Annotated in this window: 15 protein-coding genes; 7 read left to right on the plus strand and 8 right to left on the minus strand. The window is 54.7% G+C overall.

Features of this window, described 5'->3' with window-relative positions; all coding sequences use genetic code 11:
- Window positions 1-19: 19 nt before the first annotated feature.
- Genes VFA09_24765 through murF form a run of 3 tightly spaced genes read right to left on the minus strand, consistent with a single transcriptional unit; the run spans window position 20 to window position 3,701 of the window.
- Entirely contained in the window at window positions 20-1,093 is a 1,074-nt protein-coding gene (locus VFA09_24765; protein HZU70508.1) for a dipeptide epimerase, read from the minus strand.
- Between the two features lie 7 nt (window positions 1,094-1,100).
- Window positions 1,101-2,222 carry a D-alanine--D-alanine ligase gene (locus VFA09_24770; GenBank protein HZU70509.1) on the minus strand — a complete coding sequence of 374 codons (1,122 nt, stop codon included), beginning with the start codon at window positions 2,220-2,222 and terminating at the stop codon, window positions 1,101-1,103.
- Between the two features lie 51 nt (window positions 2,223-2,273).
- On the minus strand, window positions 2,274-3,701 hold the full coding sequence (gene murF, locus VFA09_24775) for a UDP-N-acetylmuramoyl-tripeptide--D-alanyl-D-alanine ligase (GenBank protein HZU70510.1): 1,428 nt from the start codon (window positions 3,699-3,701) through the stop codon (window positions 2,274-2,276).
- A gap of 183 nt (window positions 3,702-3,884) precedes the next feature.
- Here murF and VFA09_24780 point away from each other — a divergent pair, with 183 nt between their 5' ends.
- Complete coding sequence (locus VFA09_24780; protein ID HZU70511.1) at window positions 3,885-4,448, plus strand: YceI family protein; 564 nt, start codon at window positions 3,885-3,887, stop codon at window positions 4,446-4,448.
- A 150-nt stretch (window positions 4,449-4,598) separates the two neighbouring features.
- Here the strand turns inward: VFA09_24780 and VFA09_24785 are convergent, their stop codons facing one another.
- Both VFA09_24785 and VFA09_24790 read right to left on the minus strand, forming a co-directional pair.
- Complete coding sequence (locus VFA09_24785) at window positions 4,599-6,080, minus strand: WD40 repeat domain-containing protein (protein HZU70512.1); 1,482 nt, start codon at window positions 6,078-6,080, stop codon at window positions 4,599-4,601.
- A 15-nt stretch (window positions 6,081-6,095) separates the two neighbouring features.
- The gene (locus tag VFA09_24790) at window positions 6,096-6,626 is read right to left on the minus strand and encodes an RNA polymerase sigma factor (protein HZU70513.1); all 531 of its coding nucleotides are present in this window, start codon (window positions 6,624-6,626) and stop codon (window positions 6,096-6,098) included.
- Window positions 6,627-6,851: 225 nt separating this feature from the next.
- Between VFA09_24790 and VFA09_24795 the strand changes: the two genes are divergently transcribed.
- From VFA09_24795 to VFA09_24820, 6 genes are all read left to right on the plus strand, one after another.
- Window positions 6,852-7,136 carry a hypothetical protein gene (locus VFA09_24795; GenBank protein HZU70514.1) on the plus strand — a complete coding sequence of 95 codons (285 nt, stop codon included), beginning with the start codon at window positions 6,852-6,854 and terminating at the stop codon, window positions 7,134-7,136.
- Window positions 7,072-7,536, plus strand: coding sequence for a LuxR C-terminal-related transcriptional regulator (locus VFA09_24800; GenBank protein ID HZU70515.1), 465 nt, complete (start codon window positions 7,072-7,074; stop codon window positions 7,534-7,536). Before VFA09_24795 ends, VFA09_24800 begins: the two co-directional genes overlap by 65 nt.
- Before the next feature lie 215 nt (window positions 7,537-7,751).
- The gene (locus VFA09_24805) at window positions 7,752-8,363 is read left to right on the plus strand and encodes a sigma-70 family RNA polymerase sigma factor (protein HZU70516.1); all 612 of its coding nucleotides are present in this window, start codon (window positions 7,752-7,754) and stop codon (window positions 8,361-8,363) included.
- 59 nt (window positions 8,364-8,422) lie between these two features.
- Window positions 8,423-8,938 carry a YqhA family protein gene (locus tag VFA09_24810; protein HZU70517.1) on the plus strand — a complete coding sequence of 172 codons (516 nt, stop codon included), beginning with the start codon at window positions 8,423-8,425 and terminating at the stop codon, window positions 8,936-8,938.
- Window positions 8,939-9,148: 210 nt separating this feature from the next.
- A complete protein-coding gene (gyrA, locus tag VFA09_24815) occupies window positions 9,149-13,033 on the plus strand; it encodes a DNA gyrase subunit A (GenBank protein HZU70518.1) in 3,885 nt (1,294 codons plus the stop codon).
- Window positions 13,034-13,077: 44 nt separating this feature from the next.
- Window positions 13,078-13,404: an EthD family reductase gene (locus VFA09_24820; protein HZU70519.1), complete on the plus strand. Its 327-nt coding sequence runs from the start codon at window positions 13,078-13,080 to the stop codon at window positions 13,402-13,404.
- A gap of 92 nt (window positions 13,405-13,496) precedes the next feature.
- On the opposite strand, the gene VFA09_24825 is transcribed toward VFA09_24820, so the two are convergent.
- From VFA09_24825 to VFA09_24835, 3 genes are all read right to left on the minus strand, one after another.
- Window positions 13,497-14,132, minus strand: a complete 636-nt coding sequence (locus VFA09_24825) for an NAD(P)-dependent oxidoreductase (protein ID HZU70520.1) — start codon at window positions 14,130-14,132, stop codon at window positions 13,497-13,499.
- Between the two features lie 114 nt (window positions 14,133-14,246).
- Window positions 14,247-14,612: an HNH endonuclease signature motif containing protein gene (locus VFA09_24830; protein HZU70521.1), complete on the minus strand. Its 366-nt coding sequence runs from the start codon at window positions 14,610-14,612 to the stop codon at window positions 14,247-14,249.
- 3 nt (window positions 14,613-14,615) lie between these two features.
- Complete coding sequence (locus tag VFA09_24835) at window positions 14,616-14,867, minus strand: hypothetical protein (protein HZU70522.1); 252 nt, start codon at window positions 14,865-14,867, stop codon at window positions 14,616-14,618.
- Window positions 14,868-15,055 lie beyond the last annotated feature (188 nt).

Raw genomic sequence — 15,055 nt, forward strand, 5'->3', positions numbered from 1 at the left:
TAACCTTGCTGAAGTCCATCTATTTCGGCTCTACACCCAGCCCGTCTTTTATGCCGGATACATCATATATTCCCCCGCGCTGCTCGTAGCCGCCCGTAAACGGGTCCTCGGCCAGCAGCATCGGTGTATCCAGGTCGATGTAGCGGAAGCCGCCCAGGCCGGCGACGAAATGGGCAGCGGCGCTGGCGGCGAGCCGTGACTCCATCATGGCGCCGATCATCAACTGTGTGTGGGTGGCGCGGCAAACGGCGGCGATGTCCAGCGCCTCTACGATGCCGCATTTCATCAATTTGATGTTGATGACATTAACCGCTCCCATAGCGATCAAATGAGCAACGTTGGCGGCGCTATAAGCGCTTTCATCGGCGGCCACGGGCACGGTGGTGTGCCGCGTGACGTAGCGCAGTCCCTCGTAGTCTTCTTTGGGGACGGGTTGTTCCATCAGCAAGGGCCGGATATCGCGGTCGTCCAGCGCCTCCAGGCACAGCAAAGCCTCGTTCGCCGTATAGCCCTGGTTCGCGTCGAGCGTCAGACCCAGCCCAGGAGCTGCCTCGCGCACTGCTTCCACTCGTTCGACATCTTCGCGCAGCTCGCTGCCAACTTTGATCTTAATACTGTGGATACCGCGTGCAGCAATATCCTTTGCCAGTTCGTAGGCATGTTCCGCGGTGACCAGGGGAATGCTCATATCCGTCTCGACCATCGTACCTGCTCCGCCGAAGAAGACATAAAGGGGAATGCCGTAGGAACGGGTCAGCGCGTCGAGCAGCGCCATCTCCATGGCGGCACGAGCAGTAGCCTGGCTGAAATAGACGCTGTGCATCAGTTTCGAGAGGATACGCCACTGAGCCGCGTCTTTTCGCTCGATTAGAGCAGCGCAGCCTCGCGCGGCAGCAAGCGCCGTTTCCTGCGACTCACCTGTGCTGGGCGGAAAAGGCGCGCCCTCCCCATATCCGGTGCTGCCATCCTCGAGTGTGAGCGTGACGAGTATGTTGCGCGCCTCGGAAACGCTGCCCGTAGCAATGGTAAATGGCTCGAGCAGCGGAATATTGAGCGGCTCAACGGTAATAGAACGAATGGTTGTGCCTGACATCTTTTCCTCACAAACTCGTGCGATTGCGCTGCCTGTCGGCATGACGTTCGATAGCCAGTTCGATCAAGCGGTCCAATAGTTCGGCGTAAGGCATACCGCTGGCCTCCCATAGCTTAGGATACATGCTGATCTCGGTGAAACCAGGCATCGTGTTCACTTCGTTGATATAGACCTTGTTCGTGCCTTTCTCAATGAAGAAATCCACACGCGCCAGGCCGCTGAGGTCGAGCGCGAGAAAGGCCCGTACAGCCTGGCGGCGCACCTCTTCCGCGATTTCCTGGGGAATATCGGCAGGGATCAGAATCTGGGATTTGCCGTCGATGTACTTGGCACGGTAGTCGTAGAACTCGTTGCTGGAGATGACCTCGCCTACAACGGAAACGATTGGCTCGTCGTTGCCCAGTACGGCGCATTCAACCTCGCGGCAGTCGATGCCGCGCTCAATGATAATCTTGCGGTCGTATTCTGCCGCCATGTTAATAGCGTGTTCCAACTCATGCCGTTCGTGAGCTTTGCTCACCCCGACGCTAGATCCCAGGTTGACCGGTTTGACGAAGCAGGGATAGCCAAGCGTTTCTTCCACTGTGTTCAGAATGACTTCGGGCGAGCGTTCCCACTCATGACGGCGAAATACGAGATAGTCGGGTGTGGGCAGACCAACGGAATGGAAGATCATCTTCATCTTCTCCTTGTCCATCCCCAGCGCCGAACCAAGCACGCCGCAACCAACATAGGGCACATTTGCCATTTCGAGCAAGCCCTGCAAGGCGCCATCTTCGCCATACGTGCCGTGCAACACGGGAAAGATCACATCCAGCGCGCCTCGATTACCGGGTACTTCGCCGCCTTCCAGAGGGATGAGCCGCCGTAAGTGTGGGTCGCCGGTAAGGGTGACCGCCGTCGTCTGCTCATCTGCGGTGTCCTCGCCAACGCTTTGTTCCGCCGCTATGAGCTGGCGTGGCTCGGTACCCAGCAGCCACGAACCCTCCTTCGTAATGCCAATCGGCACAACCTCGTATTTATCTTTATCCAGGTTGGCCATGACAGAATTGGCGGAGGCCAGCGAAACCTCGTGTTCGCCTGAACGCCCGCCAAAGATCAGGCCAATACGTATCTTCTTTTCCGCCATGTGTAATCCTCCTTATGTCATTCTGAGCGCAGCGAAGAATCTCTAATGAAGTCAATCGAACATCGTCATCATCGTCTCCATACGCATGCCCCGCGATCCTTTCAGTAGCACCAGGTCCGTCGCCTGCACCTGCTGTCGTAGCACCTCAGCGGCGGCATGTTTAGCCTCTGCCAGCTCAGCTTCATCCTCAACATCAGCCGGAAAGTAATAGATATGATCAGATGGCATACCGGATAGAATCGCTCCTTCCAGGTAGTACCGTGCCATGTCTCCCACCGCGATCAGGTAATCTACGTTACCGGCCAGCGCCTCGCCACTCATGCGATGCTCCGCACGCGCGTAGCGACCCAGTTCGAAGATATCGCCCAGCACGGCCCAGCGTTTGCCCCCTGGTGGCAGTTCCGCGGTCTGTATAGCCTGGACGATGGCGACGATTGATTGACGATTGGCATTGTAGGTATCGTCAATCAGTATGCTGCCGTTTGGCCCGGCCTTGATTTCGCCTCGCCCCCGGGCAGGAGTAAGACTTTCGAGCGCGGCACCGATATCCTCAAGCTGCATCTCGGCGGCACAGCCAGCGGCGGCGGCGGCCAGCGCCACAATCACACCGTGCGCGCCCGGTATATGGAGTTGTACGCGCACCTGCTGTTCATGATAATGCAGCGTGAAGCTCTGCCCTCGCAGCGTATCACCCGCGATATCGCTCCCGCGCACTTCCGCCTCCTCACTAAGGCCATAGTAAAGCACGCGCGCATCCGTCTTTGCAGCCATACCGCGCACATTGGGATCATCGTAGTTCAGGATCGCGATGCCCTCTGGCGCCAGCACCTGCACCAGTTCGCTTTTAGCAAGAATCACCCGCTCCTGCGATCCAAAGTATTCCAGGTGAGCCGCTCCCACATTCGTAATAATTGACCAGTTGGGTCGCGCGATGGTCGTTGAGAGCCAGGCCAGCTCTCCTACCCATTGCGCTCCCATCTCCAGCACCGCATAACGATGCTCTGGCTCCAGCCGCAGCAGCGTCAGTGGATAGCCAACCTCGTTATTATAAGATGCGAAGGTCTTGAGTGTTGGACCCTGCTGGCTTAGCACCGCCGCCGTTGCTTCCTTGGTACTTGTTTTGCCATTGCTCCCTGTAATGCCGATGAAGGTTGTATTCTTCTGCCGTGCGGCGCGCACGCGAGCAGTAGCATGCAAAGCCGCGATCGTATCCGGCACCACAATTTGCAGAAAATCCGCCGGAACATCACCGGATGGTTCCGTACAGAGCACCGCCGCCGCCCCCGCCCTTGCCACCGCCGGAATGAATTGATGCCCATCCACGCGCACCCCTTTTATCGCCACAAAAAGATTACCCCGTTCGATCATGCGGCTATCGTGCTGTGCCGCGGAAAAGATCATCTCGGGGTCGCTTGCTACTGAACGTTGCAGGTGTACGTTATCCTGATTGCCTTGCAATATGTCCTGGAGGGTAAACATGCCGCTATATCCTCAACTGCTTAGAGCGATAATAAAAAAGATTATACCATAAGGATGAAATGGCTAAACAGCATACTAAGAAATAATTAGCTACTTGACAAAGATAAGTATAATGTGGTATAGTTGCTATAGCTAATGAAGCTACTAACAATCTGATAGAGACAAATAAGGAGAACACCTGCTATGGCATGGGAAATTGATCCATCACATTCAGAAGCGTCTTTTGTTGTAAAGCACATGATGTTCGCGACCGTTCGCGGGCACTTCAATGTTTTGAGCGGTCACCTGCATATTGATGAGCAGCACCCGGAAAATTCCTGGGTTGACGCGCAGGTCGATGCAGCGAGCGTAGATACCCGTGATGAGCGCCGCGATGGCCATCTGAAATCGCCAGATTTCTTCGATGTGCAGAACTATCCAATCATTACTTTCAAGAGCACCAAAATTGAGCGTGTCAACGGCAATGAGTACAAGGTGACCGGCGACCTGGCGATGCGCGGCGTCACCAGGCCTGTAACATTCAAAGCTGAATATTATGGCACGGGCAAGAATCCCTGGGGTATGACGGTTGCGGGCCTGAGCGCAAAAACGAAGATCAATCGCAAAGACTGGAACCTCAACTGGAATCAGGCGCTGGAGGCCGGCGGCTGGCTCGTCAGCGACGAAGTTACTATCGAGATCGACCTTGAGGCTGTTCAGAAGCCCGAGCAAGTCGCGGAACAGGCTGCTGCTGAGGCGAGAGCGTAAGACAATAGGTTTGAACAAAATACTATGGTAAGCGATGCCGGCCGGTGATGAGTTTTCACAACATAGTCCGGCAATGAGCGCGGGCCGATGAATCGGCGACCTGGATGCGCCGATTCATCGGCCCCTATGAATTATTATCGTTGATCTATCTTATGCCACCCACACCTTCACTGTGCCACCGCCCGTTTCAGAATCTTCAGCCGAGGTGATGTATTTACCGTCAGGGGACCACGCCAGGGTGCGCACTTCACTCGCATGACCATGGTAGGTATAGAGCGTTTTGGCGTTCGAGGCCTTCCAGATCTGTACTGTTGTATCCGCGCCGCCGGAGGCAATGCGCGTGCCATCAGGCGACCATGCTAGAGTATCAACACTGCCGCTATGGCCTCTATAGGTCAATACCGTTTGACCCGTCATAGGATTCCATATCTGAACAGTACCGTCATAGCTCGCTGATGCGACCAGTTGCCCGTTGGGCGACCATGCTACCCCATTGACATAGCTCGAGTGACCCCTGTAGGTCGTGATCGTTTGCCCTGTCAGGGCATTCCATACCTGTACCGTGTCATCAAGGCTGGACGAGGCGATATATTTGCCATCAGGCGACCATGCCACTTGAGTGACATAGTTGCTATGCCCTTGATACGTAGTGATGATCTTACCTGTCGAAGTATTCCATACATCCACGATATTGCCATAGCCGCCGTCCAGCGCTGATGCCATGTATTTGCCATCGGGCGACCAGGCCGTTGAGTAGACCATGCTGCCGCCACTAAACAAAGTCGCGTTTACACGAGAAGAGAAATACGGGCTACTCGTGGATTGCTGTATGGCGAAAGGCTGTTGTGAAGATGGGAAGGTGATGTATAGCTTCCCCGTTTTGGCGTTCCATATCTGCACGTTTGCGCTGCTATCTGCAATACGCTGTCCATTCGGAGACCATGCTACAGAAAGTATGCTGGGACCACCATTAGGGTTGGGGTTGTATATGAAGACATGTTTACCAGTCGTCGCATCAAACTCGCGTACATCAATATCTGTACCTATAGCGATGCGCTGGCTGTTGGGCGACCATGCGACCGAGTAGATATTGTAGTTGCTGTGATAGCTATACAGTGTCTTCCCCTGAGCTTGAGGCGAACTGGCCGCGGTAACAGTGGGAGATGCTTTTTGAACCGGCGCGCCCGTATGCGAGGAATTGCCTACCTGCATGTTCCCATGATGAGCAAAGCTCAAAACAACAATCATGCTGCCAACTAGAAGGGTGAGAAATAGCACTGCTGCGAAAATGCCTGAGCGATGTTGCAATCTTTCCCACCTGGATACGCTACGGGTAGTGGTAATCATATGTGGCGACCTTTCCTGTCGATATTTCAGTAGATCAACGGCGTTGTGCCCTAAAATGTTGCGAGGACGAGAGGGCGTCCTCTCGCTCCACTCCTTCTTATGATCGGCAAGACGTTCCCACACGCGTTCCAGTGAATGAGCATCTTTCGCGGCATATGGCCGGTACGTAGTATGAAGATCGCGCACCAGGCGGGCAGCAGGTGAGTAGTCAGAAGCCTCTACAAAGAGCCGCTCGATCTGGTCATCGACATCTTCAGGAGTGGGAAAGTCAGCGTGTTTGTCCATACCGATTCGTCCTCGTCAGTGTTGCTCGTAGATGGTTCGCAAGAGTTTCAGCGTGCGAGAGAGCAGCATCCGAACCGATCCCTCGCTTTTCTCAAGAATGGCAGCAATTTCGGAGCAACGCATGCTGTTGCCGAAACGTAATCGCAATACTTCCTGTTGGAGCGCCGGCAGCTCCTTCAACTTTACATGCAGGTGCGCATATTCCTCATTGCGCAGGGCCACCTGGTCGGGAGCGAGTTCCTCGTTCTCGAACACCGTGTCTGCCGCCTGCATCAAGTTTATGCTGGCATGCCGTGTTGAGCGCCGGTAGTGATCTACTACCTTGTTGCGCGCGACCGCCCAGAGCCAGGATTGCTGCTCATTTTCGACCAGCTCCGCGAATTTGCTGTGTTCCATCGCCGCCAGAAACACTTCCAGCAGCAGGTCTTCAGCATCCTCGCGATATGCGGTATGCCGGCAGAGATAGGCAAAAATGACCGGCGCGTACTGCCGGTACATGACAGCGATGGGTGAATCATCACGTGCCGTGTATTGGTGCTGCTGCATGCGTCCTCTTCTAGTTGAGATCTCACCCTTTATATCGCTGCTGGCATAAAAATGTCACAGGCAGGGACCAGGGCCTCCAGGATTTGACCTGGGATGGCTCAACTTTTAAATGACCTGCCACCGTGGATATTTATTGCTATATGCTCCTGCATACTCTATAATAAGGTAGCCGTAAGAGAACGGTCTTAAAAGGTGCAGGAGGTACCTTAAGAGGAGGGTGTGGCCGTGTTCAACCCTATAGGCCGTGAGGATCAGCTGCAGGGCAATAATCGCCTTATCCAGATTGTGAGCCGGGGCAATCCCGCCGCTATCGATTCGCCAGCGCATGTCTATCTCCCCGTGCCACTCACTCCGCTCATTGGACGCCAACAGGACGTGGAGGCTGTGACAAACCTGTTGCGGCGCGCCGATGTTCGTCTTGTCACCCTTACCGGCACAGGCGGTATTGGCAGAACACTTACGGCAGACGATCAATTTCCCTATTCCTCCGGTAGAGAAGACCAGGTATGATCGCCTGGTCGCGGCCATACGCGCCACCCTGGACCCGGCTATCTTCGCGATTGCCTGGGCTAAGGGCCGCGCGTCAACTGTTGAGCAGCTTATCAGCGCGCGCGAGCAAGATGTGCTACTAGATAGAGGGGCGCAGGGCAACGAGCCCGAGGTAGAGCATATCTACTCGTCTCCTTCTCTGCTGCCCACTGCTTCGTTGGCCTATCCCGCCGGGCTGACTCAGCGAGAAGTGGAGGTACTGCGCCTGGCCGCACGCGGGCTGACCAACAATGAGATAGCCAGAGAATTGGGACTGAGCGAAAAAACCATCGCTCATCATCTCACTCATATCTTCAACAAAACATCCAGTGACAATCGCGCCGCTGCTGTTGCTTTTGCCATCCATCATAGCCTCGCTTGATGACTCCATAGGTATTTCTTCCCATATTATCTGTTTCTCCAGTGTCAGAATTGCTCCAAAATTTAGAAATTATTCCGATGTTAAAGCGAATTGTAGAACGTATACTTCGATCATCGGATACTGTAGGGTAGAATTGAGCGGGGTCTGCTCTGATTCGTTCACCTCTTTATGCTTATGTTCTGCCTATTAATTCAATGAGATGAAGGTACACGACGATGCATACACCTGTTTCGCTACGCACTATTTGCCATGTTATGCTTTCACTCTGGCCCTGTCTGCTCTGCCTGTTCCTGCCTGGCTTAATCGAAGTTGTCTCGAATCGCCCGGCTACAGATGGGTCTGAATTTCAGGCGTTCTACCAGGAGAACCTGCGTCCCATTTATCGTTATATCTATAGCAAAGTGAGAAACCGTGAAGAGGCCGAGGACCTCACCTCTCAAGTTTTCCTCAAGGCCATCCGCCATCTTGATTTCAATCACAGTTCACAAGGCAGGCGCAAATGGCTCTATCAAGTTGCCCGGACGACTATCACTGACTTCTGGCGCGCTCACTATAGCATGTCCTCAATCTCCCTGGAAACGTTGCTCGAATCTGATTGGGATGGACCTCTCGATGACTCCTCCATTGAAGAGAACGGCAACGCTACAGAACGCGTTCATCGCATTCTGGAGGCGCTGCCGGAACAATATCGAGCAGTCCTGACTTGCCGTTTCCTGCTCGGCCTCTCCATCAAAGAAACCGCTGTGAAATTGAACCTGACCGAAGTCAACGTCAAAACATTACAGTTTCGTGGCCTCAAACGCGCTGTCGATCTCGATGACCAGTAGGGTGGGGATGATCCTCCGGCATTTGCTATAATCAGGGGGGATACTGAAAGGAGTTGCTCATGTTTCGGCGCGCGCTTGCTGGCACTCGATACCTGATCGTCATCGCCGTAATAGGTACGTTTCTGGCATCGATCGCTGTACTCGTTTACGGCGCTTTGACAGTGGTGACCACTATCATCGATATATTTACGCACGGCGGATTTACTACAGATGGCGCGAAGCATCTTGCGGTCGATGATATTGAACTGATAGACCTGTTCCTGCTGGGCACGGTTCTCTATATCATTGCCCTGGGACTGTACAACCTGTTCATCGATGATAAGCTGCCTATGCCGCGCTGGCTCGAAATCGTTAACCTCGACGATTTAAAGGAGACATTGCTGCGCGTAATCATTGTATTGCTGGCCGTTACGTTTCTTGGCTATGTGGTCAACTGGGATGGCAATGCGAACATTCTGGATCTCGGCATTGCTGTCGGGTTGGTATTGTTCGCCCTTGGCTTGCTCTTAAATAGAGGCTTAAGTGCCGGGCCTCGTAAATCTCCAGCTAAAGATGAATCTCCACACGAACCGTAGGGGCCGATTGATCGGCCCGCGTTCCTGATGCGGAGCCGTTTTGAAAACTCATGATTGGGCATAGTACTAGACAATTTGTTCTTGTGGCTATACTCGAAATATGATATAATGTATTCCGTAGGCTCGAATATTATACGACCCTCGCCCAGCATACACTTCAATACATGAGCGCCAAAAGGCTATTTATGGCTTCTTTTATGAGGAAATTTTATGGAACCTGGCAATATTAAAACCGTAAGCATCGTAGAGGAAATGACGGGCGCCTATCTCGACTACTCTATGAGCGTGATTGTCAGTCGCGCCCTGCCCGATGTGCGCGACGGACTCAAGCCCGTTCACCGGCGTGTTCTCTACGCCATGGATCAAATGGGCTTGCAATCCACCAAAGCCTTCCGCAAATGTGCGGGTACGGTCGGCGAAGTCCTGAAAAGCTATCACCCCCATGGCGATGTGGCCGTTTACGACTCCCTCGTGCGTATGGCGCAGCCCTGGTCGATGCGCTACCCCCTCGTTCTTGGACAGGGTAACTTTGGCTCCCAGGATGATGATCCCCCAGCTGCCATGCGCTATTGCGTAACGGGAGATACCCTCGTCGTCACTGACAAAGGGCTGGTGCCGATCAGTCAGATTTCGCAGCCAGGCATCGAAGATGTCTCTGTACATATCCTGTCAAAAGATGGGAAAACCAATACGGCCAGTAAGTGGTGGGATTGCGGCCCGTTCCCGACATGGCGCGTGCGAACGCAGCGAGGATACGAAGTCACAGGTACGGCCAACCACCCCTTGTTGGTGGCAGTACCTCACGATACTGATGGGCGCGTCACGCTTACCTGGAAGACCATTGACCAGTTAGTAGTTGGCGACTATGCTGTCCTGGATCGAAGCGACATCTTGTGGCCAGAGCAGCCTGTTGATCTTCGTCCATTCCATTCCTCAGTTCTCCAGAAGCCCCGTATGAAGCAGCACAAGCTTCCAGAGACGCTGGACGAGGATATGGGCTTCATTCTGGGAGCGTTGCTGGCAGAAGGGACGTTCCGCGATCAGGTAATCGAGTTTACGAATACCCCTGGCGACTTTGCAGACCAATTCATTCAGTCGTGGCAGCACGTCTTCCCAACGTGCCGCTTGCATATCTTTGAGAGGGAACCGGTTAGCTACGGCAAGAAGCCATTCCTTCAAATACAGGTAGTAAGCCAGCATGTCAAGTCGTTCATCCAGGCTTTGGGGTTGTCAGGGCGTTCCGTACAACGGCAGATACCTGAAGTAATCTTGCGCTCACCTCGCACCGTGCTCGCTGCTTTCTTGCGTGGTCTGTTTGAAGGTGATGGAGCGGTTGAAAAATCTGGTCGCAGCCTGCTGCGGATTAATCTGTCGGCCCGTAACCGCCTTATGCTCCGGCAGGTTCAAACGCTGTTGCTGCGTTTCGGTATTGTGGCGTCGTTGAATAACGATAGAACCCGGCAAATGCATCGCCTGCTGATTACCGGCTGCGAGAACCTTACCCTGTTCTCTAAAGAGATCGGTTTCACCTCGGCAGTGAAGAGCAAAGCGCTTGCTACAACCCTTGACCTGCATACCGGCAGAGTTTTGTCAAAGACTGATTTTATACCCTACCTGGCCGGGTATGTCAGAACACATGCCACTCGCGGCCAGCGTGAGTGGCTATCAAAGCATAACTTCGACCATTCGGATCGCCTGACCGCAACGTTACCACGCATTGCTCAGGTGCTGCCCGCGGTGGCCGTTGCCGAGATCGAGAATCTGCCCCGCCAGCATTATCTCTTTGAGCGCATCGAAAGTATCGAAGACGCCGGTATGCAGCCGGTCTATTCCTTACGCGTGGATAGTGAATGCCACTCGTTTGTGGCGAACGGTTTTGTGAATCATAACACCGAGGCCAAAATGGCCGCCATCGCCGATGAGTTGCTGCGCGATATCGACAAAGACACCGTCGATTTCGTCCCCAATTATGATAATCAGACCAGAGAGCCTACCGTCCTGCCTGCGCGCCTGCCAAATCTGCTTCTGAACGGCTCTACAGGCATCGCCGTCGGCATGGCTACCAACATACCGCCGCACAACCTGGTCGAAGTCTGCAACGGTATCGCCCACCTGATTGATAATCCCGAGGCCACCACCGAGGAACTTTCGCGCATCATCCGCGGGCCTGATTTTCCGACCGGTGGCATCATCCAGGGGCGCGAGGGCATCCGCAACACCTACGCCAACGGGCGCGGGCGCATTGTTGTACGCGCGCGCACCCGCCTGGAAGAGGGCGAACGCGGGCGCATCAGCATTATCGTCACCGAATTACCGTACCAGGTCAATAAGGCGGAACTGGTCAAAAAGATCGCCGAATTGACGCGCGACAAGAAGATCGACGGCATCTCCGAGGTGCGCGACGAGTCCGACCGCCAGGGCATGCGCATTTACATCGAACTCAAACGCGAGGCCAATCCGGAGCGCATCCTCAACCTGCTCTATAAATATACCGCCATGCAGAGCGCGTTCAATGCCAACATGCTCGCGCTCGTCGATCAACAGCCGCGCACGCTGACGCTCAAGGCCTTTCTGCAACACTACATCAACCACCGCGAGAACGTCATCACGCGTCGCACGCGCTTCGAACTGGCGAAGGCCGAGGCACGCAAGCACCTCCTCGATGGGTTCATCATCGCCTACAATAACCTGGACGCGATCATCAAAACCATTCGCGAATCGCGGCAGGCGGAGGCCGCGCTGGTTACCGAGCTATCGCAGAAATTTGCCCTCTCCGAAATACAGAGCAAGGCCATCCTGGATATGCGCCTGGCAAGACTGGCCGCGTTGGAGCGCTTCAAGATCGAGGAGGAACTGCGCGAGGTGCTGAAAAATATCGAATACTACCAGATGCTGCTCTCCGATGTGCGCGAAATTCGCAAACTCATCAAAGAAGACCTGCGCGAACTGAAGGAGAAATATGGGGATGAGCGCCGCACAGACATCGTTGAAGCCGAGGCAGGTGAGTTCAAGGCCGAAGACCTGATTCCCAACGAAGAGGTCGTCGTTACCCTGACCGAGAAGGGATACATCAAACGCCTGCCGTCAAGCACCTATCGCGCCCAGCGCAGGGGTGGCAGGGGCATCACCGGTATGGTTACTCGTGAAGACGATACTGTCCGTCACCTGCTGGTCGCGCATAGTCACGACAGCCTGCTCTTCTTCACCGACCGTGGCCGCGTCTTCCAGCTGAAGGTTTATGAATTGCCTGACGTGAGCCGCACGGCCAAGGGCGAGCATATTATCAACCTCATCTCGATTGAGCAGCGCGAGCGCGTGACGGCGCTTGTCTGCGTGCCAAAAGGTGTGAGCCGCGATTTCATGATCGTGGCCACGCGCAAGGGCGAGGTCAAGAAGACGGCCATGGACGAATTCGAGGTCGTGCGCCGTTCCGGGTTGATCGCCATGGACCTGGAAGAGGATGATGAGCTGATCGGAGCCAGGCTTGCTCGCGCCGATGACGATGTACTGCTGGTTACAGCAGGTGGGCAGGCCATTCGCTTCACGGTCGCCGAATTGCGCTCAGCCTCGCGTATGAGCGGTGGCGTGCGTGGCATTCGCCTGGCCCAGGGCGATAGAGTCGTTTCGCTCAACCTCGCGACTCCCGGCTGCGAGCTGCTGGTTGTGACCGAGCATGGCTACGGCAAGCGTACACCCATCGAAGAGTATCCGACGCATAACCGCGGTGGTGGCGGCGTGATTACCGCCCGGATCACGGAGAAGACCGGTCACGTTGCCGCCTCGCGCATGATCAGCGAGAAGGACAACGACCTGATGATCATTTCCGCCGGGGGGGTGGTCATTCGCACCGATGTCACCACCATCGCAAGGGCCGGACGCGCCACCCAGGGCGTGCGCTTAATGCACCTGGCCGAAGGCGATGCCGTCGTAGCTGTTGCGACAACCAACGGCAAGAAGCTCGAATCCCAGAATGGCGACGAGAATGGCAATGCCGGCGAGGCAGAAGATGTCGAAGAAATCGAAGCCGAAGTGGACGAGCTAACCGAGATGGAAGTGGACGAGCCGCCAGAAGAGCAAATGGATGGGGCCGAGTGATTTTCGTCGCGGAAGACTATTTTATTTCTTCAAGGAGGATGAACATGATTAAACTCACTGTACTCTATGGCCATCCGCAGGACCCTGCTGCATTTGATCGCTATTACCGGGAGACTCATACGCCCCTGGCGCTAAAGTTCCCCGGTCTTAAGGGTATGACAGTTGATAGGCCAACATCTCTCAACCCGCAGGAGCAGTCACCTTACTATCTGATTGCCAACCTGTACTGGGCAGATATGCAGTCATTCCAGGAGGCCCTCAACTCGCCCGAAGGCCAGGCTGGGGCTGCCGATCTGGCTAACTTCGCGACCGGCGGTGCCACGCTGTTGGTGGGTGAGATAGAGGTTCCGATGCCTGTTTCATTGAGTTGAGGTCTGGAGGCCAGTTCCCAGAGAGCGGTGACAGTGATGTTGTAGAGCTTTGTTTCACTCAGGAGAGGGGTCTAGACCCCTCTCCTGGCTCGTTAATATCCCACCGTAAAACGGCGGCGCACAAATTGTGGCTTTTCCAGCTCGTCGATCAGGGCGACGGCGTAATCCTCTGCGGAAATGCGGCTTTCTCCTTTTTCATTGGTGATGAGCTGGTCGGTGCCGAGACGGAAGTTGCCGGTGCGCTCGCCGGGAGCAATCATGTTGGCCGGACTGAAAAACGTCCAGTCGAGATCAGATTGGCGATAGACATCCAGCGCGGCGCGTATATTCAACGCGCCGGGTCGCCAGGCGGGATTAAAGTCCGGCGAATCGACAAGTTGCAGGCCGGGAGCGACTTCCAGGCTGCCCGCGCCACCGACCACGATCAGGCGACGGACACCGGCGCGTGTCATCCCCGCTATCAGCGCCCTGGCCGCGTCCACAAAGGTCTGCCCTGGCTCATTGGCGTTCTGGCGCGTCGCGTTAATAACGGCATCGGCACCGGCAACATCCCTGGCAACGCTCTCCGCGTCAAGCATGTTGCCCTGCTTGACGATCAAATTCGGGTCGCTCATGGTCAGCTTCTCTGGATTGCGCACGACGGCTGTGACGTGGAGGCCGCGATTGAGCGCCTCGCGTGTGATTCGCTGGCCGATCATCCCACTTGCGCCGTAAATAACAATGTTCAATGGATGCTCCTTTCAAACAAGGGGACGATTAGCTTCGGCCCTTGTGTCTGACTTTATCGGACGGGATAGTGACCAATATCTATCAGCCCAAGGCGGTAGGCCACTCGCTCAGGATCATTGAGGTGAAGAAGAGTGACCGTAGCACGCCCGCTGGCGGTAGTGCCTGCCTTCGATACGGCCACCATTGAGGCGAAAATGACGATGCCATCGCTGCTCACGTGGATTGAAGAGCAAGACAACTTTATTTGTTACCGGGTCTAGCGAGGCCAGATCTGTACCCTTGAAACGATTACAATAAAAGCAGGCCCACGCGAGATTCTCGAGCGATATTGGTCCGCCATGTTTTTCAGCGATTACGTGGTCTGCTTCGTGTGGGTAATACATATCTGCTTCATGGATAAGACAATATTCGCAGCGCCCCTGTGCCCGCTCTTGCACCTGGCGCCTTAACCGTTCGGGGACGGGTGGTTTCCTGGCCATGGTTTAGGATGCCTGCTGCCGCAATTGCCGCTGGGCTTCAAGCTTCACCAGTTCCATCAGATATTCGATCATCATATAACTCTCGAGTTCCTGGTGTTCCTCTTCAGTCAACATACCCTCACGCTCACGGTGAATAAGTTCATATGCCCGATCAGCTACCTCGGCAGAGGGATGGAAAGCAATAATTTGCTCAGGAGCTGGATGATGCGCAAGAAAACGTGCGACTTCGGTCGCGGCCTGTGTCTTGAGAAGCATACTGACCTCTTTCTTCCTCCAAAGGCCTTGCTACCTTCTCGGGCCTGTTACCAGGTTATCAAAATGACGTCCTTACAAGAGAATAATACCATACTCTATAGTTTCTCCGTCAAGAGAAACTCGTCTTTCGCAGCCCTTTTAGTTTTCTGCTCCCTGGCTACTCACCCTGAACCGCATCACGATTACCC

Source organism: Ktedonobacteraceae bacterium (assembly GCA_035653615.1).
Lineage (GTDB): Bacteria > Chloroflexota > Ktedonobacteria > Ktedonobacterales > Ktedonobacteraceae > DASRBN01.